The organism is Pseudomonas sp. PS02303 (assembly GCF_029959925.1).
Taxonomy (GTDB): domain Bacteria; phylum Pseudomonadota; class Gammaproteobacteria; order Pseudomonadales; family Pseudomonadaceae; genus Aquipseudomonas; species Aquipseudomonas mandelii.
Genome location: NZ_JASCOM010000008.1, coordinates 1 through 25,495 on the forward strand (window position 1 = coordinate 1; position 25,495 = coordinate 25,495).

20 protein-coding genes are annotated in these 25,495 nt (G+C 58.2%); 5 read left to right on the forward strand and 15 right to left on the reverse strand.

All coding sequences use genetic code 11. The features are described 5' to 3' along the window. The 13 genes from tssI to QMX98_RS03865 form a co-directional block, all read right to left on the reverse strand. Positions 1 to 1,064: type VI secretion system tip protein TssI/VgrG (gene tssI, locus QMX98_RS03805; protein ID WP_282410264.1), on the reverse strand; the 1,064-nt coding region annotated here is incomplete at its 3' end. A gap of 384 nt (positions 1,065 to 1,448) precedes the next feature. Next, positions 1,449 to 2,387 carry a carbohydrate kinase gene (locus QMX98_RS03810; protein ID WP_282410265.1) on the reverse strand — a complete coding sequence of 313 codons (939 nt, stop codon included), beginning with the start codon at positions 2,385 to 2,387 and terminating at the stop codon, positions 1,449 to 1,451. A 13-nt stretch (positions 2,388 to 2,400) separates the two neighbouring features. Beyond that, the gene (xylB, locus tag QMX98_RS03815; RefSeq protein WP_200666127.1) at positions 2,401 to 3,897 is read right to left on the reverse strand and encodes a xylulokinase; all 1,497 of its coding nucleotides are present in this window, start codon (positions 3,895 to 3,897) and stop codon (positions 2,401 to 2,403) included. Positions 3,898 to 4,055: 158 nt separating this feature from the next. Continuing rightward, complete coding sequence (locus QMX98_RS03820) at positions 4,056 to 5,528, reverse strand: mannitol dehydrogenase family protein (RefSeq protein WP_083376706.1); 1,473 nt, start codon at positions 5,526 to 5,528, stop codon at positions 4,056 to 4,058. A 15-nt stretch (positions 5,529 to 5,543) separates the two neighbouring features. Then, complete coding sequence (gene ugpC, locus QMX98_RS03825) at positions 5,544 to 6,647, reverse strand: sn-glycerol-3-phosphate ABC transporter ATP-binding protein UgpC (protein WP_077747830.1); 1,104 nt, start codon at positions 6,645 to 6,647, stop codon at positions 5,544 to 5,546. Between the two features lie 159 nt (positions 6,648 to 6,806). After that, a complete protein-coding gene (locus QMX98_RS03830; RefSeq protein WP_007936731.1) occupies positions 6,807 to 7,637 on the reverse strand; it encodes a carbohydrate ABC transporter permease in 831 nt (276 codons plus the stop codon). A gap of 10 nt (positions 7,638 to 7,647) precedes the next feature. Then, complete coding sequence (locus tag QMX98_RS03835; RefSeq protein ID WP_256597514.1) at positions 7,648 to 8,547, reverse strand: sugar ABC transporter permease; 900 nt, start codon at positions 8,545 to 8,547, stop codon at positions 7,648 to 7,650. A 209-nt stretch (positions 8,548 to 8,756) separates the two neighbouring features. After that, positions 8,757 to 10,067 carry a sugar ABC transporter substrate-binding protein gene (locus QMX98_RS03840; protein WP_102593498.1) on the reverse strand — a complete coding sequence of 437 codons (1,311 nt, stop codon included), beginning with the start codon at positions 10,065 to 10,067 and terminating at the stop codon, positions 8,757 to 8,759. Between the two features lie 295 nt (positions 10,068 to 10,362). Further along, a complete protein-coding gene (locus tag QMX98_RS03845) occupies positions 10,363 to 11,268 on the reverse strand; it encodes an AraC family transcriptional regulator (protein ID WP_077747836.1) in 906 nt (301 codons plus the stop codon). 81 nt (positions 11,269 to 11,349) lie between these two features. Continuing rightward, positions 11,350 to 12,237: a phospholipase gene (locus tag QMX98_RS03850; RefSeq protein WP_145307640.1), complete on the reverse strand. Its 888-nt coding sequence runs from the start codon at positions 12,235 to 12,237 to the stop codon at positions 11,350 to 11,352. A gap of 189 nt (positions 12,238 to 12,426) precedes the next feature. Then, positions 12,427 to 13,293 (reverse strand): phospholipase, encoded by an 867-nt coding sequence (locus QMX98_RS03855; RefSeq protein ID WP_154504739.1) that lies wholly within the window; start codon positions 13,291 to 13,293, stop codon positions 12,427 to 12,429. 148 nt (positions 13,294 to 13,441) lie between these two features. Beyond that, the gene (locus tag QMX98_RS03860; RefSeq protein ID WP_145307636.1) at positions 13,442 to 14,734 is read right to left on the reverse strand and encodes a glycosyltransferase; all 1,293 of its coding nucleotides are present in this window, start codon (positions 14,732 to 14,734) and stop codon (positions 13,442 to 13,444) included. A 341-nt stretch (positions 14,735 to 15,075) separates the two neighbouring features. Next, positions 15,076 to 15,435 carry a response regulator gene (locus QMX98_RS03865; protein WP_282410266.1) on the reverse strand — a complete coding sequence of 120 codons (360 nt, stop codon included), beginning with the start codon at positions 15,433 to 15,435 and terminating at the stop codon, positions 15,076 to 15,078. A gap of 258 nt (positions 15,436 to 15,693) precedes the next feature. Between QMX98_RS03865 and QMX98_RS03870 the strand changes: the two genes are divergently transcribed. The 5 genes from QMX98_RS03870 to QMX98_RS03890 all read left to right on the forward strand — a co-directional run bounded on the left by QMX98_RS03870 (position 15,694) and on the right by QMX98_RS03890 (position 22,238). Next, the gene (locus QMX98_RS03870) at positions 15,694 to 19,185 is read left to right on the forward strand and encodes a response regulator (RefSeq protein ID WP_282410267.1); all 3,492 of its coding nucleotides are present in this window, start codon (positions 15,694 to 15,696) and stop codon (positions 19,183 to 19,185) included. After that, positions 19,185 to 20,018: a protein-glutamate O-methyltransferase CheR gene (locus QMX98_RS03875; protein WP_010460449.1), complete on the forward strand. Its 834-nt coding sequence runs from the start codon at positions 19,185 to 19,187 to the stop codon at positions 20,016 to 20,018. Before QMX98_RS03870 ends, QMX98_RS03875 begins: the two co-directional genes overlap by 1 nt. Further along, complete coding sequence (locus QMX98_RS03880; protein ID WP_169857728.1) at positions 20,015 to 20,608, forward strand: chemotaxis protein CheB; 594 nt, start codon at positions 20,015 to 20,017, stop codon at positions 20,606 to 20,608. The genes QMX98_RS03875 and QMX98_RS03880 overlap by 4 nt, the downstream gene beginning before the upstream one ends. Continuing rightward, positions 20,602 to 21,783 carry a hybrid sensor histidine kinase/response regulator gene (locus QMX98_RS03885; RefSeq protein WP_010460446.1) on the forward strand — a complete coding sequence of 394 codons (1,182 nt, stop codon included), beginning with the start codon at positions 20,602 to 20,604 and terminating at the stop codon, positions 21,781 to 21,783. Before QMX98_RS03880 ends, QMX98_RS03885 begins: the two co-directional genes overlap by 7 nt. A gap of 77 nt (positions 21,784 to 21,860) precedes the next feature. Next, the gene (locus QMX98_RS03890) at positions 21,861 to 22,238 is read left to right on the forward strand and encodes a response regulator (protein WP_059405185.1); all 378 of its coding nucleotides are present in this window, start codon (positions 21,861 to 21,863) and stop codon (positions 22,236 to 22,238) included. A gap of 30 nt (positions 22,239 to 22,268) precedes the next feature. On the opposite strand, the gene QMX98_RS03895 is transcribed toward QMX98_RS03890, so the two are convergent. After that, entirely contained in the window at positions 22,269 to 23,939 is a 1,671-nt protein-coding gene (locus QMX98_RS03895) for an ATP-binding protein (protein WP_282410268.1), read from the reverse strand. Continuing rightward, on the reverse strand, positions 23,936 to 25,438 hold the full coding sequence (locus QMX98_RS03900; protein WP_010460440.1) for an ATPase domain-containing protein: 1,503 nt from the start codon (positions 25,436 to 25,438) through the stop codon (positions 23,936 to 23,938). Before QMX98_RS03900 ends, QMX98_RS03895 begins: the two co-directional genes overlap by 4 nt. Positions 25,439 to 25,495 lie beyond the last annotated feature (57 nt).

The window sequence follows — 25,495 nt, forward strand, 5'->3', positions numbered from 1 at the left end:
TCCCACGGGGTGGCAAGGAAGGTGTTGCGGTAGCCCTGATGGAAATCGTCTTTGTTGTGGGTGACGTCGCTGGTGACGTTTTTGCCGAGCACTTGCGGCTGCTTGCCTTCGTGCACGACTTCGAGCAGCAGCCAGAGATCGTTCCACTCGGCACGCGGGTGTTCGCTCAGGGCCATGAAGTGGCCGCTGACGAGGGTTGGCTCGTCGCCTTTGCCTTCGGCCAGTTTGTAATCGCTGCGATGGCGCTCCAGCGCGCGGGTCGCCAGTTGTTTGCCGCGCTCGCGGGTCAGGAAGCGGCCGGGGTAGTCGTAGTCTTCGAGGTCCGGCGCGAAAGTGCTCTTGGCGGCGCCTTCGGGCAGGATGCGTGGTTTTTCGAAGTCGTAGTCGCGGCGGCTGACGCGGGAGGTGCGGGTTTCCAGGCGCAGGTTGAAGCGCTTGATCACCGGTTTCGTGGCCGCCATGCCGGAGTCTTGCTGGTAGGCCACGGGTGCGAGTTTGCGGAACACCGTCTGGTCATCGCCGAAGACGAGTTTGTGGCCGCTGGCGCTGTGCTGGAAGTGGAAGTGAATGCCTTCCTCTTCGCACAGGCGCTGGATGAAGTGCAGGTCGGATTCGTCGTACTGGACGCAGTAATCGCGCTCGGGGTAGATCGCGCCGAGCTGGAAACTGTAGGCGTCAGACAGGATGCCGCGCGCCTCCAGTACCTGGGCGATGATCTTCGGCACACTTAAATGCTGGAAGATCTGCTGGTCATGGTTGTGGCGCAGGTAAGCGAGTTGCGGGACCAGGCTGATGCTGTAGCGCGTCAGGCTTTTGCCGGAATCGCCTTGCTCGATGCGATAGACCAGACCGTGAATGATGCCCTTGCCGGTGGCGCCGAAGGTCAGGCAGCCAGGCTTGTGCAGTAACTCTTCAAGTTTCAGATCGGGACGGGCGCTGACCAGTTCGATGTCGAAACAGAACGGTTGATTGAGGGTTTCGCGACCGACGAAGCTGAGCACTTGCAGGTCAACGGAAACGCCTTCCAGCGTCAGGGAAATATGGGTTGCGTTCGCGTCCAGCATGCCTTTAATTCCGTCCTTTGAATAAGCTGGTGCGGATGGTGCAGGATTAAACCGCCACGTTCAAGGCGCAAATGGCGTAGGAGTGGATGCGTTGGGCTATCGGGAAAACCCTTAGATACAAGGTTTCGGCCAATGAATGCAGGGGATTTTTAGTTATCTTTTCCTGGGTATCACTGCGCCACACCTTCCAGGTGGCCAAGAATCAACAGTCATTTCCAGACTAAAGTCCTCTTCGGCTGATATAAAGCCTGCTGCCGCCATTGCCGATGATCCTGTTGATCGTTCCTGCGCTCTGCGTGGGAATGCCTCACTGGACGCTCCGCGTCCGCTTTGGACGCGGAGCGCCCCGGGCTGTATTCCCACGCGGAACGTAGGAACGATCTGTCAGTTGAGTTGCTGCCGATACGGCAAATCCGGCCCGGTCTTGCTGCACGTCAGCGCCGCTGCCTGTACCGCAAACTTCAACATCCCGTCGATTTGCCCGCGCTCAAGGGATTGCACACCCGCAACCGAATCCAGCTGCTGCTCGGTCAACCAGGTAATCAACGCCGCCTGGAACGTATCGCCCGCGCCCACGGTATCAGCGATTTTCACTGAGCTCGCCGGTACTGACCACGAACCCTGAGTGCGGCTGAACACCGTGGCACCTTCACCACCTCGGGTCAGGAACACCAACTGACAGCGATGCTGCAACCAACCTTCAATCACCCGCTGCGGATCCTGCTCGGGGTACAACAGACTCAAATCCTCATCGCTGACTTTGATCAGATCCGCCAACTCAACCAGCGTCGCAATCCTCGAACGCCACAGGTCGATATTCGGTTCAGGATTGAGTCGGACATTCGGATCAAGGCTGATCAGACGTTTTCCGCTTTCCCGCTGCACCAACGCCAGCAGCGTGTCGGCAATCGGCTGCACCACCAGGGAGAACGAGCCAATGTGCAAACCACGCACTTGCGGCCCCAGCTCAGGCAAATGTTCAGGTTTGAGCTGGCGGTCCGCGCAACCTTCACCACGAAAGCTGTAGTGCGGCGAGCCATTGGCCCCGACCGCGACCATTGCCAGTGTGGTCGGTGCGGCGAATTCCACCAGGTAATCCGGGCGCACACCTTCGTCCTGCAGCACTTGCTGCAAGCGTCGGCCAAGGTAGTCGGTGGAGAGTCCTGCAAAGAGCGCCGCTTCCACGCCCAATCGCCGCAAACCAACCGCCACATTGAACGGCGAACCGCCGGCAATTGCCTTGAAGTTCACTTTTGAAGCCAGGCCGCTGGCGTCGTCTTCACTGAAGAAATCGAACAGCGCTTCGCCACACACCAGATACATAGTTGTTCGCTCTTTAAAGGGTTGCGACATGTTGTTGATAACGTTCATAGGCCTGCTGACAGGCCGCCACATTGTCGGCAATCGGCAAGGTTTCACTGGCCAGATCGAGCTTTACACAACGCTCGCAAAGGTCCGCCAGACTGTCCTCGTGGCCGTTTGCCCTGGACTTGCACCACGCCGCCTGAATCGCTGCGCCCAGGGCTGCCGCTTCGCTCTGCTCGGTACAGATCACCGGGGTGTTCATGATGTCGGCGACGATCTGGCGCCACACCGGGCTTTTCGAGCCGCCGCCGATCAGGCAAATGCTGCGGCTTTGTAAGCCATTCTGGCGCAGCAGGTCCAGTCCATAACGCAAACCGAAGGTCGTGCCTTCGACGACTGCGCGGCACAGGTTGGCCTGGGTCAGGTTGGTCATGGTCAAGCCCAGCAGGCTGCCGGTGGCATGGGGCAGGGCGGGGACGCGCTCGCCATTGAGGAATGGCAGCATGCACACGCCTTCAGCACCGATGGGCGCCTGCTCGACCAAATCGTTGAAGTGTTCGATATCAAGGGCGAACAGCTCGCGAATGACCCCCGTGACGTTGGTCAGGTTCATGGTGCAGATCAACGGCAGCCAGCCACCGCTGGACGAGCAGAACGTGGCGACCGAAGCATCCGGGCTGACTTTCGGCTGGTCAGCATAGGCGTACACCGTCCCCGAAGAGCCGAGGCTCATGGTGATCGCACCGGGCTTGATATTGCCGGTGCCGATCGCACCCATCATGTTGTCGCCGCCCCCGCTGGAGACCAGCGCCTGCGGGTTGATGCCAAGCTGTTCGGCGATGCCGGGCAGGATCGTGCCGACGGCTTGATGCGCATCGATCAACTCCGGTAACGCGGCTTGCAGGCGTCCGCTCGGGTCGATGTCGCGCAGCAACTGCAAATCCCATTGGCGGGTCCGCACGTTGAAATAGCCGGTGCCTGACGCGTCGCCGTACTCGCTGCAACTGCGGCCGGTGAGCCAGTGGTTCAGGTAGTCGTGGGGCAGGAGGATGTGGGCGATCCGGGCGAAAATGTCCGGGTGCTGTTCTTTGGTCCACAGCAGTTTGGAAACGGTGTAGCCGGGCGCGATGACCACACCCAGGCGCTCAAGTGAACCCTTTTCGCCACCGAGTTGAGCCAGGAGACGGTCATTTTCCGGGGTGGATTCGGTGTCGCACCAAAGCTTCGCCGGACGCAGCACCTGACCTTGGTCATCGAGCAATACCAGGCCGTGTTGCTGTCCGGAGACGCCGAGGCCAAGGATGTCCTGACCGTCGACTTTCGCCGCGAGTAACGCACGGCGGGTGGCCAGGGTGAACGCTTCGAGCCACTGGCCGGTGTCTTGCTCGCGGCGACCGTTGGCGCCGCTGATCAAGCTGTGCACAGCGGCGCCCTGGCCCAGGACCTGGCCAGTGTGGGCGTCTAGGATCACGGCTTTGGTGCCTTGGGTGCCGCAGTCAATGCCGAGGAATAATTGTTGGTTTGCCATCGAAGGTCCTTGGATCGTCAGGTTCGACATTTAGGTTGTCGGTCAGTCCGTCATCGCGGGTAAGCCCGCTGCCACAGGAGATGTTTAGTCATGTTCGACAACGATCCAATGTGGGAGCGAGCCTGCTCGCGAAGACGGCAGCATTGTCACCGCCGCATTTACGCCAGCACCCGCTCCAGCGTCCGCGTCACACCCACCTCCCGCAAGCTGTTACAGCACCATTCAAACGCCGCCACAAACGCCGGAGAACGGGGAATCGCCGTACCAAAGATCTCCTCAACCTCCAGCAACCGCTGGGTCATCAACGCATCATCGGCCACCAAGGCCTGGCAGAACGCCGCCCGTGGATCGGGAATCGAGTAGGTGTCACCATTCTCATCCACCCCCTTCAAATACAACGCCCAGGCTGCCACCACCAGCGCGGCACGCTTGGTTTCCTGGCCATCGGCAATCAGGCGATTAATGGTTGGAATGGTGAACTTGGGAAACTTCGACGAGCCGTCCGAACACACACGCTCCAGCTGATCGGCGATGGCCTGATTGGAGAAACGCGCCACCAGCGTGTTCTTGTAATCCGTCAGGTCAATGCCCGGCACGGGCGACAGTTGCGGGGTGACGTCCAGGTCCATGTAGGCACGCATGTAGCGCACAAACAGCGGATCATTCATGGTCTCGTGTACGAAGCGATAACCCTTCAGAAACCCCAGATACGTCAGGGCCAAATGACTGCCGTTGAGCAGTTTGATCTTCATTTCTTCATACGGTGTGACGTCGTCGGTGAATTGCACGCCGACCTTTTCCCAGGCCGGACGCCCGTTGACGAACTTGTCTTCCAGCACCCACTGCACAAAGGGTTCGCAGACCACCGGCCAGGCATCGTCGACGCCATGTTTGTCGTGCAGTTGCAGCTTGTGTTCGGTGCTGGTCATTGGCGTGATGCGGTCGACCATCGCGTTGGGGAAGCTCACGCTGTTGGCGATCCAGTCACGCAGATCGGCATCGCGCAACGCGGCGAAGGCCAACAAGGCTTTGCGGGTGACGGCGCCGTTGTGCGGCAGGTTATCGCAGGACATCAAGGTGAAGGCCGGCGTGCCGGCGGCGCGACGTTTGGCCAGCGCGGCGCAGAGGAAGCCGAACACGGTTTTCGGTGCGTTCGGGTTGGCCAGGTCGTGCTGGATTTGCGGCAGGTGCGCCATGAACTCGCCGTTGCTGTCGTCGATGCAATAACCGCCTTCGGTGATGGTCAGCGAGACGATGCGGATCTCTGGGCTGGCGAGCTTGTCGATCAACACCTGCGCGCCGTCTTCGGCCAACAGCATGTCGCGAATCGCGCCGATGACCCGGACTTCAGTGTCGTCGGTGTCGCCCAGTTCGAACAGGGTGAAGAGGTAATCCTGCTCTTTCAGATCGTCCCGGGCGCGACGGTCTTCGGCGCGCAGGCCGACCCCGCAAATCGCCCAGTCCAGGCCTTCTCCGGTATTCATCAAGGCGTCGGTGTAATACGCCTGATGGGCACGGTGAAAACCTCCGACACCGATGTGGGCGATGCCTTGGCGCGTATCGCTCAGGGCGTAGGCGGGCAGGGCCACTTCGGGCGCAAGGCGGTTGAGGTTCTGTTGGTTGAGTTTCATCACAGGCTCTCTAAATCAGGCCGCTGCACGCAGCGGGCGGGTGAGCGCAACGCCGTCGGCATCGAATAAATGGCAGTGTTCGGCGTCCAGGTGCAGGCTCAAGGCTTCGCCGTAACGGCTGGCGAGGTCGCCACGAACGCGCATGGTCAACGCTTCGCCGGAAGCGGTCACGACGTGGCAGAAGGTGTCGCTGCCCAGGCGTTCGCTGACGTCGGCGGTGACCTGCAAGGTGCAGTCGCCGGTTTGCGCGAGGTTGAGGTGCTCCGGACGAATGCCCAGGGTCACCGCGCCGCCGACGTTCAGTTGGGCACCGCTCAGCGGCAGGGTGATGCGGGTGCCGGCGTCCAGCAGGACTTCACAGCTTTGGCTCTCGACTCGGGTGACTTTGCCTTTGAGGAAACCCATTTTCGGCGTGCCGAGGAACCCGGCGACAAACAGGTTGGCTGGCTGGTGGTACAAGTCCAGCGGCGAGCCGACCTGCTCGATTTTGCCGCCGTTGAGGACGACCACTTTGTCGGCCATGGTCATCGCTTCGACCTGATCGTGGGTCACGTAGATCATCGTCGCTTGCAGGTCTTTGTGCAGGCGCAACAGTTCCAGGCGCATCTGCACGCGAAGCGCGGCGTCGAGGTTGGACAGCGGTTCGTCGAACAGGAAGATTTTCGGGTTGCGCACGATGGCGCGGCCGATTGCGACACGTTGACGCTGGCCGCCGGAGAGTTGCTTGGGCTTGCGCTCAAGCATTGGCCCCAGTTCGAGGATGCGCGCCGCTTCACCGACTTTCTTCTCGACTTCAGCCTTTGGTACGCCGGCCAGATCAAGGGCAAACGACATGTTCTTTTTTACGGTCATGTGCGGGTACAGGGCGTAGGTCTGGAACACCATCGCCAGGTCGCGTTTGGCCGGGCTGACTTCGGTGATGTCGCGACCGTCGAGTTCAATGGTGCCGCCGCTGACTTCTTCCAAGCCGGCGATCAGGCGCAGCAGGGTGGATTTGCCGCAGCCCGACGGGCCGACGAAGACCACGAACTCCTTGTCGTTCACTTCCAGGTCGATGCCTTTGATGATGGAAAAGCCTTCGAAGCCTTTTTGCAGATTCTTGATTTTCAGGTTGGCCATGATGATGGGCCTCCACGTGTTGTTATTCAGTTGAGCCGGGCGGGCTTTTCTGTGGGAGCGAGCCTGCTCGCGATTGCGGTAAGTCAGATGCATTAATGCTGCATGACACTCCCTCATCGCGAGCAGGTTCGCTCCCACAGGGATTTGCATGTCGGCAGGTCATTTCACAGCGCCAAACGACAGGCCGCGGACCAGTTGTTTCTGGCTGATCCAGCCGAAAATCAGGATCGGCGCGCAGGCCAGGGTCGACACCGCCGACAACTTGGCCCAGAACAGGCCTTCGGGGCTGGAGTACGAAGCGATCAACGCGGTCAGTGGCGCGGCTTTCGACGAGGTCAGGTTCAGCGACCAGAACGCCTCGTTCCAGCACAGGATCAGCGACAGCAGCACGGTGGAGGCCAGGCCTCCCTTGGCGATCGGCAGCAGCACCCGGACCATTTCCTGCCAAAGCGTGGCACCGTCGAGGCGCGCGGCTTCGAGGATGTCTTTGGGGATGTCCTTGAAGTAGGTGTAAATCATCCAGACCACGATCGGCAGGTTGATCAGCGTGTAGATCACAATCAGCGCGATGCGCGTATCGAGCAGGCCGAAGCTCTTGGCCAACAGGTAGATCGGCATCAGCACGCCCACCGGCGGCAGCATCTTGGTGGAGAGCATCCACAGCAGCGTGCCTTTGGTGCGCTGGGTTTCGTAGAACGCCATGGAGTAGGCCGCCGGCACCGCGATCAGCAGGCACAGAGCCGTAGCGCTGAACGAAATCACCACCGAGTTCCAGGCGAAGCTGAAGTAATCGCTGCGCTCGTTGATGTGCAGGTAGTTCTCCAGCGTCGGCGTGAAGATGAACTGCGGCGGCGTGGCGAAGGCGTCGATTTCGGTTTTGAAACTGGTCAACACCATCCAGAAAATCGGGAAGAAGATCAGGATCGCGATGGCCCAGGCCAGGGTGCCGAGCAGCAGGCTTTGCAGGCGGCGGGATTGTTGAAGAGTCATGGCGCAGGCCTCAGGTCTTGTCGGTCAGGTTTTTGCCGATCATGCGCACCAGCACGATGGCCGCGATGTTGGCGATCACCACCGCGATCAAGCCGCCGGCGGACGCCATGCCGACGTCGAACTGCACCAGCGCCTGGTTGTAGATCAGGTACGCCAGGTTGGTCGAGGCATAGCCGGGACCGCCGTTGGTGGTGGTGAAGATTTCGGCGAACACCGAGAGCAGGAAGATGGTTTCGATCATCACCACGACCGCAATCGGCCGTGCCAGGTGCGGCAGGGTCAGGTGCCAGAAGATCGCGATCGGCCCGGCCCCGTCGAGGCGTGCGGCTTCTTTCTGTTCCTGGTCGAGGGATTGCATGGCGGTCATCAGGATCAGGATCGCGAAGGGCAGCCATTGCCAGGACACGATTATGATGATCGACAGCAGCGGGTAGTGCGCCAGCCAGTCCACCGGCTGTGCGCCGAACAGCTTCCAGACGTAGGCGAGAATCCCCGACACCGGATGGAAAATCAGGTTCTTCCAGATCAGCGCACCGACGGTGGGCATGATGAAAAACGGCGAGATCAGCATCACCCGCACGATGCCGCGACCGAGGAATTCGCTGGCCTCCAGCAAGGCACTGATCAGCACACCCAGTACCACGCTGATTAGCAGCACGCTGCCGACCAGCAACAGGGTGTTGGTGGCGCCGGGCATGAACCCGGAGTCAGTCAGGAAGTACGTGAAGTTCTCCAGCCCGACGAATTCGTTTTCGCCGGGATAGAGAAGGTTGTAGCGGATCATTGAAAAGTAAACGGTCATGCCCAGCGGCACGATCATCCACAGCAGCAACAACGCCACCGAGGGGCTGACCAGAAACCAGCCGGGATTGGCCAATCGGCTTTTACGCACCGGTTGGGGGATGTCCATGTGAGCTTTGGCAGTTGAAATATTCATGGCGATCACTTGCTCGAAATACGGCGAGACCCTGTGGCGAGGGAGCTTGCTCCCGCTCGGCTGCGAAGCAGTCGCAAATCCGGAAAATGCGGTCTGTCTGATGAATCGCGTTTCCCGGATTTGGGGCCGCTAGGCAGCCCAGCGGGAGCAAGCGCCCTCGCCACAATTTGGATGGCTAGGGGTTATTTGGGATAACCGGCGCGTTTCATCTCACGTTCGGTGGTTTGCTGGGCCGCCGTCAGTGCCTGGTCGACCGTGGTCTGGCCAATCAGCGCCGCCGAGAACAACTTGCCGACCTGGGTGCCCACCGCCTGGAATTCAGGGATAGTCACCAACTGGATGCCAATGTAAGGCACCGGTTTGAGGGTCGGTTTGCTCGGGTCCGCCGCTTTCAGTGATTCCAGCGTGACCTTGGCAAACGGTGCGGCGCTCATGTAAGCCTCGCTGTAGGTCGAGGCCCGAGTGCCGGGCGGCACGTTGGCGATACCGTCTTTTTCGGCAACCAATGCGCCGTATTCCTTGGAGGTAGCCCAGGCACTGAAGGTTTTCGCCGCGTCCTTGGCCTTGGAACTGGTCGGGATCGCCAGCGCCCAGGAATACAACCAGGCTGAACCTTTGTCGGTGGTCTCATGCGGCGCATAAGTAAAGCCAACGTGCTCGCTGACCTTGCTTTGGGTTTTGTCGGTGACGAAGGAACCGGCAACGCTGGCGTCTACCCAGATCGCGCACTTGCCGCTGTTGAACAACGCAAGGTTTTCGTTGAAGCCGTTACTGGAGGCACCCGGCGGGCCGGATTTCTTCATGGTGTCGACGTAGAAATTCAAGGCGTTTTTCCACTCAGGACCAGTGAATTCCGGCTTCCACTGCTCATCAAACCAGCGTGCCCCATAGGCATTGGCGACGGTGGTGATCAGCGCCATGTTCTCGCCCCAACCGGCCTTGCCACGCAGGCAGATGCCGTACTGTTCTTTGTCTTTATTGGTGAGCTTGCTGGCGAATTCGCCGATCTGGGTCCAGGTCGGGCGCTCGGGCATGGTCAGCCCGGCGTCCTTGAACAGGTCGGTGCGGTAATAGGTGATGGAGCTTTCCGCGTAAAACGGCAGGGCGTAGAGCGAGCCCTTGACCGAAAGGCCTTCACGCACCGAAGGGAACACATCGTCGAGGGCGTAGGTGGCCGGCAGATCCTTCATCGGCTCCAGCCAGCCCTTGGCGCCCCAGAGTGCGGCTTCGTACATGCCAATGGTCAGCACGTCGAACTGCCCGCCCTGGGTGGCGATGTCAGTGGTCAGGCGTTGGCGCAGGACGTTTTCTTCCAGCACCACCCAATTGAGCTTGATGTCCGGATGCTCGGCCTCGAAGGTTTTCGAGAGCTTTTGCATGCGGATCATGTCGCTGTTGTTGACGGTGGCGATGGTCAGCGTCTGAGCGCCAAGACTGACGCTGCTGAGGGTCATGCAGGTGAGGGCAAGCAGAGCTTTTACAGAAGGTTGCATCGTGCACTCCTTTTCTGCACCCGATGGGGGACAGAAGGACAGTTATTGTTTTTGTGTCTTCCGAGGGCAGGAAGAATGTGCACTGATTACAGCCTTCAATTGAGGATGTGACAAATCATCCGTCGCACTTGAATCGATACTTTTTTGCACTGGGATTAATGGGGGGAGATACAAGGACAGGCTTCACAGAGGTGAACAGTCATCGATTTTGTACAGGTTTTCTGGCCCCCTTCGCGGGCAAGCCTCGCGCCTAAAGGTATGGCGTATGGCCCAGAACGCCCTGTGACCAAGACGTTCAGGCCAGATTCTGTTCGGTCAGCCGCTGTACCGCCAGCCGCCGGTAATGCGAGGGCGTCATGCCCTTGAGCTGTTGGAACCGCCGATTGAAGTTGGAAATATTGTTGAAACCCGATTCGAAACACACATCGGTCACCGGTTTGTCGCCATCGGCCAGCAACTCGCAGGACTTGCTGATGCGCAGGCGATTGACGAACTCGATGAAGCAGCGCCCGGTGGCTTGCTTGAACACCCGGCTGAAATACGTTGGCTTCATGCCTAAATGCTCGGCGACTTCCTCGAGCGGCAGGTCCCGGGCGTAATGCGCAAAAATGTAATCCACCGCCCGGTTGGTGCGATCGATATTGTGTTCATCCGCCAGTTGCGGCGTGGTGGCACCCGACAGCAACTGAAAATCGTCAGAGGCCGCGAGCAGCTCCAGCAGTATGAAAAAGTGCCCGAGCCGGGTGACGCCTTTAGTGTCGGCGATGCGTTGCATCAACGTCATGGCCTGGCGGATGGTGCGCTTGCAACGAAATTCGATGCCGTACTGCGCGCGCTCCAGCAGTGGCGCAAGGGTCTTCAGTTCTGCGAATACCTGATGACCGCTCTCGAACAATTCATCCGTGAAATTGACCAGCATGTCGCGCTTGGGCACTACCTCGTCTTCGGCCACCTGGCTGATCCAGTTGTGAGGCAGATTCGGGCCGGTCAAGAACAGGGTTTCCGGGTAGAAGTTGCCAATGTAATCGCCGATGAACACCTTGCCGGAACTGGCGACGATCAGGTGCAGCTCGTACTCCTTGTGGAAATGCCACCGCACCAACGGGCAGGGGAATCCATGCTGGCGATAGATGATCGACAACCCGTTATGGTCGTCCATCAGTTCGTAGGAAGGATCGGTGACTCTGGCGGTTCGGGTCATGTCAGGGCGCTTTTTATTATCATTGCGCCCTGATCATGCCTCTTTCCAGGCCCCTAATGCCAGTGTGCAACGTTCCGTGTGTCAGCCCGGAGTCCGCTCATGCAACGCATGGCCGTAAACCGCTTTCATGCTGTTGGCCGTCCAGCAATAACGAACGATCTCTGATTCGTCGAAAAAGTCGGTATTGATGATGCTGCAGCGCGTGACCCAGTCCCGGGTGGGATTGAACCAGTCATTGATCTGGGTTTTGATGTCCTGAGGCCCTCCCAGAAATGCGTAGCTGGTGGCTGATAACGACCATAGAAACGTTTCGTACGGCGCGTCTTCGAGTGTGCTGGAAACATGGTTTTGCAGATCCTCGGTATCGGTAAACCGTTTGTTTATCCACTTGTGCGGGATGCGCGGCCAGAAGTAATCCTCATCCAGTTCCCGCCGTCCATGCGCCGCCAACACCACCCGGCGGCGAGGACTGATCCGCTTCAGTTCGCCGATGGTTTTTTCGGCGTCGCCGGGGGGGATCACTCGCTGCCCGAGTCGACTCACCAGAAGATCGTTGAGTTTCTGATAATCAAAGGGTTTGGACCCATCCGCGAGTTGGTGGAAATCCAGCACGATGAACTCATCGGGATTGCGGTCAAGGAACGCTGACACGTCTGTCATCAGTTCATCGAGGACCCGATGGGACTGGTATCCGTTGTGGTGAAAATAGAAAATCGACTGGTCCGCGCCCTCGGTGTAACCCAGGCGGATATCAAAGGCCCGGGCACCGTTGGACAGTTGCCAGGCAAATGAACCGTTTTGACACGTCGTCCAGTTGCCGATAACCACATCATAATTGGGTGCCTGTTTATCCATGCCGGCGTTATGGGCGCCCGGCCAGACGATATCGGTCAATTTTAATCGATGGATATCCAGGACGTTACTCATCCACTTTTGTTTGTCTAACGTGCCCGCTGTGTTTTGGGTCATGACAGTTCCTTGTCGTTGACGCGCCCCCTCCGTGGGGCGACGAAATTCATGTATCAGAGTTGGCTGCACGCCACACCTGTGTTGATCGCCCTGCGCAGAAAGGCTTTCATGACCCAGCATAGAAGTGAGTAAGAGGATTTCCAGTCATGGAAACAGTTACACATAGATAGCCGTTTAATGGTACGCCGATTAGTTGGCTCGTTTGGCGGCTTTATATACGTTTGCGGTTCGGCAATAGGAAACAATTTGCGACTCTTCAATGAAGTCAACATTGATGATGTTGCACTTTGCCGCCCAATCACTTTTTTCCGGGTCGAACCAGGCATTGAGTTCATCATGAATATCCACGGGGCCACCGAGGGCGCTGTAACTCGCTGCCGAGAGCGACCATGGTGCCCATGTGCCTGGCGGGTAGGTCAGGACGCTCGTAATGTGCTTCTGCAGATCGGCGGCGCTTGTGATACCGCTGCCAGACCATTGGTGTTCAATCTGTTCAAGGAACACGTTTCGATCAAGCTGCCAATGCCCAGGGGCCGCGACCAGGAGCCTTTGCTCAGAACTGATTTGCTTGAGTTGATGCAGGCTCAGAGAACGGTTTCGAGTGGGAATTATCAGGTGCCCCATAAGATGGATCATCATGTTGTTGAAAAAAGTGTAATCAAACGCATCCCCTTTTAGTTCGTGGAAGTCCAGGACAATGAATTCATCGGGGTTCTCGTCAAGAAACTGCCTCAGGTCGGTAAACAAGTTCCCCAAGGTACGATTGTTGCGGTAGCCGTTGTGATGCATTCGGAACTTTCCAAGCCCCGGTTCCTTGGCGTCAAATACGAGTCGGATATCCAACGCTCGAGAGCCTTTGCACAGTTGCGAGTAAAACGATTGGTGCTGACAAGCCAGCCAGTGGGCGCCTGGAATAAGCGGCCAAGAGGCTTTCCAGTCGCTGCCAGCGTTATGGGTGCCCGGCAGGGTCAATTCGCAGAGTGACAATGTGTCAATGGCCGGCGTGCTGGCCATCCAGTTGTTAAGTGTCAGATTGTTTTGAACAATGGTAGTCATTTAATGCATCCTTGCATCAAGTGGTAAGTTAGATAAAAGCCGCCGGATAAGTTTGTCTGAGTCTAATCCGGCGAGTTATTTATAAGATGGGGTGTGGAAGGGGTCAATAAGCGTGACGATGCAAAGTGTGTAGCGATAGTGTCGATAGTTAGTGAGTGCGGTTTTTTGCTTCAATCCATTGCGCCATATACTGCGTACTTTTATGGTGGTGATGACGCAACATGCTGCCGGTAAAGTTATCCGTTCTAAGTTGGGCGAGGCGTTGTTGGCAGTCTATTAACTTTTCGATAAGTGCCGGGCCATGTTCGGCTTGTCTATAACGATTGGCCAACAACACCTGCCCTCTGGATTGGGCGTCCGTCCAGAGTGCTTCATCCTTGTACAACCGCACCGCATCATCGGCGAACTCCCGTGCCGTCCGGGCCACGGCGCCAGGCCAGGGATGCTGGCCGTGCATTGCTTCTGCGCCGATAGGCGTTGTGACTGTAGGCGTGCCACACAGCATGGCGTCGATGATCTTGCCCTTGATGCCCGCGCCGAAACGCAGCGGTGCCAGGCACACGCGCGCCGCCGACATCACTTGCAAGGCGTCTTCCGCCCAGTTCATGACATGGAATCCTTGGGCCGCGTTATGCAGCGCAGTAGCCTTGGGCGGCGTGTAAGCGCCATAGATGTGCAGTTGGGCGCCGGGTAGTTGTTCGCGGATCAACGGCCAGATCGCCGTTTTCATCCAGAGCACCGCATCCCAGTTCGGCGCATGTCGAAAGTTACCGATGCTGAGAAAGTGCGCCCGATCTTCAAAGGCAGCCGCCGGCACGCTCGGCGGTTCGACCATCAACGGGCACCAGTGCAGCAAATTGCGCGGCATCTTGAACTGCTCGACCAGCAACTCGATTTCCACTTCAGAGATCATCAGGTTCAAATCGCAACGATACAGCGCGGCCATTTCCCGTTTGGCCAGATCGGTATCGGCCATCAAGTCAAACTCTTCGCGCAATGCCGGTGCGAACAGGTCAGTGAAATCATTGTTATCGTCGCTGGTCTTCAAGCGATCCTTGAGACGCTGATGCCGGGCGTGCCGCAGGCTTTGCAGATCCGAAGTTTCAAGCACTCGCAAGGCGTCGGGGCAGTGTTTCTCGACACGCCAGCCGAATTGTTCTTCCATCATGAATTGATCAAACAGCACGATATCCGGGGCCAGTTGGCTGACGAAGTCGTCGAAGCTGCTGTTGTTCAATTCGATAGGGACTTCGCGAATGCCTAGCGCCGTCAGATCCGCGCGATGTTCACCGGTACCGGCCGGACTGCTGAAGGTAATATCCCAGCCTTGTTTCAGAAACGTATCCAGAATCTGCATCACATGCCCGCTGGCGGCCGAAGAGCGGGGCTCGGGCCAGACGTAACCAATGACGAGGACTTTGGTTGCGCGGGGCTGATTCATGAACGGTATTTCCTTGACTCGGGATGAGGGCTGAGTGACGCGAGAGGCGCGGGATTTAACCATATCTGGCCGCAAGGGATCACGACGTCGATGGAATGTTCTGCCATCCAGGGCGGCCTGTGCACCCGGTGGTGGGCAGGCTAAGGCTATGGAAAACGTGCTCAGGTTTATCCGCACAGGTCCGGTAGCAAGGTTGTTAGTGTGATGGATTGTTTCAATAAACAGGGAAGGCGCATTGATTGCTCAAGTGCAGCAGGATCATTTATAGGCAGCTAAGGTTTGCCGTTGACACGGCAAACCATTTTTTGGAAAAAGTGCGCCTAAGAAAATGTAATGAATGATTAAGCAAGCATGCCTTTGACCTTGTCGCGCAACTGATCAATCGAAAACGGCTTTCCAATCACCTGCATGCCCACAGGGAGCTCGATGCTCTCGGCATAACCGCTGGCGAACAGGATCGGCAACTCATGACGCAGCATCCGCGCCTGTTTCGCCAGTTCTCTGCCATCCATCACCGGCAAACCCACATCGGTCATCATCAAATCGATGTGCTGGTCCTCATCGTTGAGAAACTCCAGTGCCTTTTCGCTGCCATCGGCCTCAAGGACCTTGTACTCCAGTTCCTCCAGTACATCGACGATCAGCATGCGCACGATGGCATCGTCTTCTACTACCAGGATGGTGGACGGGGTGGAGGACATAAGAGGGCTCTCAAGGTAAATTCAGGGTCGCAGGTCGATCGAAATCGCCGGGCTCTATCATGAGTAAGTGGCAGATCCCGACAAGTTCCCGGCGTTGTGCAAAAAAGAATAGCTGTACAAGAGACGGCAGGATAACCGCTCCTTTGATCGATCGCAGCTAAATGCGGGGATTTGCCCGGACAGGCCGCAGAAAGTTGGATCAATGTGCCCGTTTTGGGGCAAACTCCCTGGTTTTGAACAGTTCGACAAGGCCTCCCCATGACCCCTGCGTCTTCGGTTGATGAGCAACGATTCCGTAAACTCCTGAGCCGCAACATCAGTCTGCCGTTGGGCGTTGGTGTGCTCAGCGCGGTGTTCTTTGTCTCACTGATCACTTACCTGCTGTCGGTAATCCAGTGGGTCGAGCACACCGACCGGGTGATCAATAACGCCAATGAGGCGGTGAAACTGACCGTTGATCTGGAAACGGGGATGCGCGGCTTTCTGCTCAGCGGCGATGAGCATTTTCTCGACCCTTACGAAACGGCCAAGCCGAGAATCGCGGTCGCGCTCAATACTTTGCTCGAACTCACGGCCGACAATCCGGTTCAGACCGATCGTCTGCGCCGACTCCAGGCCTTGCAGGTTGAGTGGGCCAACTATGCGCAATCCATGATCGAGTTGCAGCGCACCAACGGTGATTATCGCGGTGCTGTCAAAGCTGGGCAGGGCAAACGGCTGACCGACGAAATCCGCAAGCAATTCGAAGGCGTGATCGACATGGAGCAGCAGTTGCGCACCACGCGCAACGAGGAAGTGCGCCGCACCACGATCTGGAGCATCTCCCTTTACCTGCTGTTCATCCTCGGCATCAGCGGTTTGCTGGCCTATATCGGTCGTCGCGATTTGCTCAACCTGTCCCAAAGCTATAGCGCCAACCTCGCCGCACAACAGGCCAGCGCCCGGCGCCTGGAACAGCAAGCGTGGCTGCGCAACGGCCAGACCGAACTGGCCGAGCAGGTGCTGGGGCAACTGTCCCTGAATCTGTTGGGGCGCAACATCCTGCAGTTCTGCGCGCAATATCTGGGCACTGCGGTCGCTGCTATTTATGTGCGCGAAGAACATGGCGGCCTCAGACGAATAGCGTCCTACGGTTTTTCTCGCGAGCAGGAAGAGCGCGACCAGCAGATTTACAGCGATGAAGGGATTGTCGGCCAGGTGGCGCAACAGGCTCGCCTGATCCGTCTCGATGACGTGCCAAGCGACTATTTCAAAGTCAGCTCCGGTCTGGGCGAAGGCCTGCCGCGTAGCGTGCTCGTGGTGCCCACCAGCGACGATGATCGGGTCAATGGCGTGATCGAGTTGGGTTTCCTGCGCCCCTTGGACGACCGCGACGTCGAATTGCTCGAGCTGATCGCCGGCAACATCGGCACGTCAATCGAGGCCGCTCGCTACCGTCAGCGTTTGCAGGAAGTGCTGGCAGAAACCCAGCAGCTCAACGAAGAGCTGCAAGTTCAGCAAGAAGAACTCAAGACCGCCAACGAAGAGCTCGAAGAGCAATCGCGGATTCTCAAGGAGTCCCAGGCTCACCTGGAAACCCAGCAAGTCGAGTTGGAGCAGACCAACGAACAACTCGCCGATCAGGCACAGATCCTGGCCGATCAGCGTGATGCGATGGACTTGAAGAACACCGAGCTCAACCAGGCCCAGGCCCAGCTTGAAGAGCGCGCCGAAGAATTGCAGCGATCGAGCAAGTACAAGTCCGAGTTCCTCGCCAACATGTCCCACGAACTGCGCACGCCGTTGAACAGTTCGCTGATCCTGGCCAAGTTGCTGGCGGAAAACCCTCAGGAAAATCTCAGCGCCGAGCAGGTGAAGTTCGCCGAGTCGATCTACTCCGCCGGCAATGACTTGCTCAATCTGATCAATGACATTCTCGATATTTCCAAGGTCGAGGCCGGCAAGCTGGAAATGCGCCCCGAGAACACCAGCGTTGCGCGTCTGGTGGACGGACTGCGCGGAATGTTCGAGCCGATGGCCGCTGACAAGAAGCTGGAGTTCGAGGTCGACGTGCAGCCCGGTTCGCCGATGATGCTGTTCACCGACCGCCAGCGTCTGGAGCAAGTCGTTAAGAATCTGCTGTCGAACGCGGTGAAATTTACCGAAAAAGGCATCGTCAGCCTCACGGTGGCGTCCCAGCCGAACGACGGCATCGCCTTTATCGTCCGCGATTCCGGGATCGGCATCGCCGCCGACCAGCAGGACAGCATTTTCGAAGCCTTCCGCCAGGCCGACGGCACCACCAATCGCCGTTATGGCGGCACGGGGCTAGGCCTGTCGATTTCCCGCGATCTGGCGGCGTTGCTGGGCGGTTCGATCAGCGTCACCAGCGAGCCGGGGCAGGGCAGTGTGTTCACCCTCGTGCTGCCGCAGCAATACGTAGAACCGGGTGATGCGCCCCTCGCGCCGATGCAGGCTACCCCGGTCGCCGCAAAACCTAGGGTGACAACGCCCGCGCTGGTGCCGCTGATTGCCGAAGTCGACATTCCACGTTTCGATGATGACCGCAGCAAGGCGCCATTCACCACCCGTTGCATCCTGGTGGTGGAAGATGAGCCGAATTTTGCAAACATTCTCTACGATCTGGCCCACGAACTGGGTTACCAGTGCCTGGTCGCTCACGGGGCCGATGAAGGCTACGACCTGGCCAAGGAGTTCATTCCCGACGCCATTTTGCTGGACATGCGCCTGCCGGACCATTCCGGGCTGACCGTATTGCAGCGTCTGAAAGAACATGCCGAAACCCGCCACATTCCGGTGCATGTGATTTCGGTGGAAGATCGGGTCGAGGCGGCCATGCACATGGGCGCGATCGGTTATGCGGTCAAGCCGACCACTCGCGAAGAACTCAAGGACGTGTTTGCCCGCCTCGAGGCCAAGCTGACCCAGAAGGTCAAACGGGTGCTGCTGGTCGAAGACGATGATTTGCAACGCGACAGCATTGCTCGCCTGATCGGCGACGAGGACATTGAAATCACCGCCGTCGGCTTCGCCCAGGAAGCGCTCGACCTGCTGCGCACGACCATTTTCGATTGCATGATCATCGACCTGAAGCTGCCGGACATGCTTGGCAACGACCTGCTCAAGCGCATGTCCACCGAAGATATCTGCTCGTTCCCGCCGGTCATCGTTTACACCGGACGCAACCTGACCCGGGACGAAGAGGCTGAGCTGCGCAAGTACTCGCGCTCGATCATCATCAAAGGCGCTCGCTCACCCGAGCGTTTGCTGGATGAGGTCACACTCTTTTTGCACAAAGTCGAATCCAGGTTGTCCCATGAACGCCAACGGATGCTCAAGACCGCGCGCAGCCGCGACAAGGTCTTCGAAGGCCGCAAAGTGCTGCTGGTGGACGACGATGTACGCAACATCTTCGCCCTGACCAGCGCTTTGGAGCAAAAGGGTGCAGTCGTGGTCATCGGCCGGAACGGTCGTGAGGCGATTGAAAAACTGAATGAAGTCGAGGACATCGATCTGGTGTTGATGGACGTGATGATGCCGGAGATGGACGGTTTCGAAGCCACCATCGAGATCCGCAAGGACCCGCGCTGGCGCAAGCTGCCCATCATTGCGGTGACGGCCAAGGCCATGAAGGACGATCAGGAGCGCTGCCTGCAAGCCGGCTCCAACGATTACCTGGCCAAGCCCATTGACCTGGATCGCCTGTTTTCGCTGATTCGCGTGTGGTTACCGAAGATGGAACGCATTTAGTGGAACGCATTGAAACAGTGGCGCGAAACAGCGAGATCGAATTGCGGTTGTTGATCGAGGCGATCTACCTCAAGTACAGCTACGACTTTCGCGATTATTCCGGCGCTTCGATCAAGCGACGGGTCAATCATGCGTTGGCGCAATTCGAGTGCAATACCATTTCGGCCCTGCAAGAAAAGGTGCTGCACGATCCAACCGCGTTCATGCAGTTGTTGCAATTGCTGACGATCCCGGTCAGCGAAATGTTTCGCGATCCTTCGCATTTCCTCGCGATCCGCAAGGAAGTCGTGCCACTGCTCAAGACCTATCCGTCGATCAAGATCTGGATCGCCGGTTGCAGCACGGGTGAAGAAGTCTATTCGATGGCGATTCTGCTGCGCGAAGAAGGCTTGCTCGATCGCACGATCATCTACGCCACCGATATCAATCCGCGCTCGCTGGAGAAGGCCAAACAGGGGATTTTCTCCATGGAGAATGTCCGCGCCTACACTCACAACTACCAGCAGGCCGGTGGCCAGCGTTCGTTCGCCGACTACTACACGGCGGCGTATGGCTACGCGATTTTCGACAAGACGTTGTGTGAGAACGTGACGTTCGCCGATCACAGCCTGGCGACGGACAGCGTCTTTTCAGAAACCCAATTGATTTCGTGCCGTAATGTTTTGATTTATTTCAATAAAAAGCTTCAGGATCGCGCGTTCGGTTTGTTCCATGAATCCCTTTGTCATCGAGGATTCCTGGTCCTGGGCAGTAAGGAAACCCCGGATTTTTCCGCCTTCGGCAACCAGTTTTCGCCCTTGGTCAAACAAGAACGGATTTACCGTAAATCATGAACAATGCAGCGGATTTGCCTTCGATAGACGCTATCGTGATCGGCGCTTCGGCCGGTGGGGTGGAGGCATTGCTCAACATTCTCAGTCCGTTGCGTAAAGGTTTCATGCTGCCGATCATCGTAGTCCTGCACCTGCCCGACGAGCGCCGCAGCCAACTGGCCGAAGTCTTTGCCCGCCGGGTCTCCATGCCTGTCGAGGAAGCGGGCGACAAAATTGATGTGGCAGCCGGAACGTTGTATTTCGCCACTCCGGGCTATCACTTGTCAGTGGAGCAGGACCGCAGTTTTTCCCTGAGCCTTGAGGATCGCGTGCATTACTCGCGGCCTTCCATTGATTTTCTGTTCGAGTCGGCGGCCGATGTCTATGGCCCAGGCCTGGCGGCCGTGCTGCTGACTGGCGCGAACCGTGATGGCGCACACGGATTGGCGCGGGTCAAACGTTGCGGCGGCCTGACCATCGTGCAGGACCCGGACGAAGCCCAGGTCGCGACCATGCCTCGGGCGGCGCTGGATTTGCACTGCCCTGACCACATTCTCCCAATACGCGGCATCGGCCGTCTGCTTGTCGAGCTGGAACGAATAGCATGCTAAGTAACATCCAAGCCAAATTGCTGATTGTCGACGATCTGCCGGAGAACCTGCTGGCACTTGAGGCGCTGATCAAGCGTGAAGACCGCATGGTCTACAAAGCCTTGTCCGCCGACGAAGCCTTGTCGTTGCTGCTGCAACACGAATTCGCCATGGCCATTCTCGACGTACAGATGCCGGGCATGAACGGCTTTGAACTGGCCGAGCTGATGCGCGGTACAGAGAAGACCAAGAACATCCCGATCGTGTTTGTCAGTGCCGCAGGCCGCGAGCTGAACTACGCGTTCAAGGGTTACGAAAGCGGGGCCGTGGACTTCCTGCACAAGCCACTGGATATTCACGCCGTCAAAAGCAAGGTCAACGTCTTCGTCGACCTCTACCGCCAAAGCAAGGCGATGAAGCAACAGGTTGAAGAGCTGGAGCAGGCTCGCCGCGAGCAGGAAGCGCTGCTCAAGCAGTTGCAGACCACCCAGAATGAACTGGAGCAAGCGGTGCGCATGCGCGATGACTTCATGTCGATCGTCGCCCACGAAGTCCGCACGCCACTCAATGGCCTGATCCTCGAAACCCAGCTGCGCAAGATGCATCTGGCCCGGGACAACGCGTCGGCGTTCACCCTCGACAAGATGCACGCCATGGTCGACCGTGACGAGCGCCAGATCAAAAGCCTGATCCGTCTCATTGAAGACATGTTGGATGTGTCACGCATCCGCACCGGCAAGTTGTCGATCCGCTCGACCAGATTTGACCTCGTGCAGTTGGTCAGCAACCTGCTGCAAAACTTCGCGCCGCAAGTTGACGCCGCCGAGTGTTCCGTTGCGTTTACCGCCGAGCAGCCAGTGGTCGGCAATTGGGACGAATTTCGTATCGAACAAGTGATTTCAAATCTGCTGACCAACGCCTTGCGTTATGGTGGCAAGAGCCTGATTGATGTCAGGGTCTACAGTCACGAGGGTCAGGCACGGGTCGAAGTGCAGGACCGCGGGATCGGTATCAGTGAAGAAAACCAGAAGCGCATTTTTCAACAGTTCGAACGGGTGTCAGCCAAAACCGTGGTCGCGGGGCTGGGACTGGGGCTGTTTATTTCCGAGCAGATCGTCGCCGCCCATGGCGGCTCCATCGCCGTCGAGAGCAAGATCAACGAGGGCGCCTTATTTCGCGTTTGTCTGCCGTTGTAGGAAAACAGCCGGATAAACGCAACCTCTGATCGACCCCATGGTCGTATCAGCAGCTATTGACCGAACAAAGGCTTCCCATGAGTGAAGATGCACAAGATGTAGTACTCATTGTCGAGGATGACCCCTCGATTCTGATGGTATTGTCCGCTTACTTGTCGGGTGAGGGTTACCGGGTGCTGCAGGCCGAAAACGGCGAGCAGGCCTTCGAAATATTGGCGAGCAAGCCGCACCTGGACATGATGATCACTGATTTTCGCCTGCCTGGCGGCATTTCCGGCGTGCAGATCGCCGAGCCTGCCGTAAAGCTGCGACCAGAGCTCAAAGTGATATTTATCAGCGGTTATCCGCAGGAGATCCGCGAGACCGACAGCCCGATCACGCGCAAGGCGCCGATCCTCGGCAAGCCGTTCGATCTGGATGTGTTGCAAGAGCTGATGCAGGAAATGCTGTCGTAAATAGCCCCGAAGCCCCCGTCATGGGGGCTTTCAGATTCGGATCATCTCCCGCACCTTGACCGTCAACAGGTCGAAGGTGAACGGCTTAGTGATCATCTGCATGCCCGGGTCAAGGAATCCACCGCGCACTGCCGCGTGTTCGGCATAACCGGTAATGAACAATACTTTCAGATCAGGCCGGTACTGCCGACCGATTTCCGCCAGTTGCCGGCCATTCATCCCTGGCAATCCCACATCGCTGATCAACAAATCGATACGCTGGCCGGAATCGAGAATCGGCACCGCGCTGTCGGCATCGCCTGCTTCGACGAAGGCGTAGCCCAACTCACTCAGTACCGCGCTGACCAACACCCGTACCGCCGGATCATCCTCAACGATCAGCACGGTTTCTCCGTCCTGAGCATGAGGCGCGTGTGCGATGTCGATCAGCGTGTCCTCGACTAGCGCACCGTTGTAGCGCGGAAGATACAGGCTCACCGTCGTACCGTTGCCCACTTCACTCTCGATGGTGACGTGGCCGTGGGATTGCTTGCTGAAACCGTAAATCATCGACAAGCCCAAACCGGTGCCCTGGCCGATCGGTTTGGTCGTGAAGAACGGATCAAAGGCTCTGGTGATGGTGCCTTCCGGCATGCCGCAGCCAGTGTCGGTCACGCGCAGCACGACGTAATCACCCGGTTGCAGGTTGCTGTGAACCTGCGTGAAACCTTTGTCCAGATGCTGATTCGAGGTGTTGACCACCAGTTTCCCGCCTTCGGGCATGGCGTCGCGGGCGTTCAGCACCAGGTTGAGGAGGGCGCTTTCGAGCTGGTTGGGATCGGCCTCGGCCACCCACAAGTCCTCGCTCAACTGCATGTCCAGCTGAATGCTTTCGTTGATGCTGCGCTGCAGGAGTTCGCCCATGGACACCACCAGGGTATTCATATTCACGGGTTTTGAATCCAGCGACTGGCGTCGGGAAAACGCCAGCAGACGATGGGTCAGACCGGCCGCGCGATTGGCCGAGGTCACCCCCAGATCGATCAGGCCGTCCAGGTCATCGGTGCGACCTCGGGCCAGGCGTCGACGTAGCAACTCGAGGCTGCCGATGATGCCGGTCAACATGTTGTTGAAGTCGTGGGCGATACCACCGGTGAGTTGGCCGACAGCCTCCATTTTCTGCGACTGTCTGAGGGCTTCTTCGTTATGACGCAGTTGGGCGGTACGTTCCTCGACCTGTTGTTCGAGGGTTTCCAGCGTATTTTGCAGACGCAGTTCGCTTTGGCTCAGGTCAATCAACCGGTCCCTGGCTTCATACTGCCGTCGTCGCCCACGCAATGCGGTAGTGACCAGGCTGATCAATGTGACCGGATGAAACGGGCGCTCGAGGAAGGTCACGTTGCCCAATTGCGGTCCGAGACGTGACGCGGGGTTTTGTTCCGGCCCGCCGTGGTGGGTCAACAGTACGATCGGCAGGTCTGACCAGGCCGGTTGTTCCTCGATCAAGCCCAGCAGCGGTTCGAGGTCGCAACCCAGCAAGGCTTCCGAAGAAATCAACAACAGGCCGGCACCTTGTGCCAGCTCGCTGCACAGCGTGACCAGATCCCGTGTCACAAGACCTTCGAATCCCGCCTCGTTAAGCATCATCAGTGCAATCTGGCTGTCACGTCCCAGCGGCGCGAGAATAAGCGCGCGCTCGGACATCGCCTCGACAACGCTCACCGTTCATCATCCTTGAGCAGTGGCTGGCTGGCACCCAGATAGGTTGGAACGCCGCGCAATACACCCTGGAATGCATCCAAAGGCTCGCCGATGGTCATGCCTGCGCTGCCGATGCGGTATTCGCGAATGGTCGATTCGTGGCTGCCGGTGCGTTTCTTGATAATTGAAATGGCCCGGCGAACCTTGCCTACCGCTTCGAAGTAGCGCAACAGAATCACCGTGTCAGCCAGATAAGTAATGTCGACCGGGGCCTGCATGTCCCCGACCAGCCCATGTTGGGCCACGGTCATGAACGTCGCGGCGCCTCGGCGATTGAGGTACAGCAGCAACTCGTGCATGTGCAGCACCAGCGCGTTTTCCTCGGGCATTGCGGCCTGATAGCCGTTGATGCTGTCGATCACCACCGTTTTGATGTTGCGCTCATCGACGCAACGACGAACCCGGTGCGAGAACTCGCCGGGGGACAGTTCGGCGGCGTCGACTTGCTCGATCAGCAGGTTGCCGGTGTCTTGCAGCGCCTGCAGGTCGATGCCCATGTTTTTCATGCGTTCGAACAGCAGTCCCAGCTCTTCATCGAAGATAAACAGCGCGGCTTTCTCACCCCGGGCGACGGCCGCGGCGGCGAAGATCATCGAGATCAGCGACTTGCCGGTACCGGCTGGGCCGAGAATCAGCGTGCTCGAACCGGTCTCGATGCCCCCGCCGAGCAGGGCGTCCATTTCCTTGATGCCGCTGGTCAACTGCTGGCGGATATAACCGCCGCGGTGTTCAGCGGCGACCAGACGAGGGAACACGTGCACACCGTCGCCCATGATGGTGAAGTCATGGAAACCGCCACGGTACTTTTGACCGCGGTACTTCACGACACGAATGCGCCGGCGTTCGGCGCCGTAGTTGGGCGTCAGTTCTTCCAGACGAACCACGCCGTGCGCCACGCTGTGCACGGTTTTATCGAGGGATTCGGTGGTCAGGTCATCGAGCAGCAGCACGGTTGCGTCGTAGCGCACGAAGTAGTGCTTGATCGCCAGAATCTGCCGGCGATATCGCAGGGAACTCTGGGCGAGCAAACGGATTTCGGAAAGGCTGTCGAGGACCACACGGGTCGGCTTGACCCGTTCGACCACTTCGAAAATCTGTTTGGTTGCTTCGCCCAGTTCAAGGTCCGAGGAGTAAAGCAGACTCTGCTGATGCTCGGCATTGAGCAGGCTTTCTGGCGGTGTCAGTTCGAAGATGTGGATGTTTTCATCCAGCTCCCAACCGTGGGACAACGCCCCTTGGCGCAGTTCGCGCTCGGTTTCTGAAAGCGTGATGTACAACGAGCGCTCGCCGGCACGGGCGCCGGCCAACAGAAAATGCAAAGCGACGGTGGTTTTGCCGGTTCCGGGTTCACCCTCCAGCAAGAACACATGGCCGCGGGACAATCCACCGGCCAGGATGTCATCCAGACCGTCGATGCCGGTGGCGGCTTTTGCACTGAACAACTCGTTAGATGTAGACAAAAAAAACCCTCTCATGACTAGGGGAAGCGAGGCAGCAGGCTTGAAGTGCCTGAATGG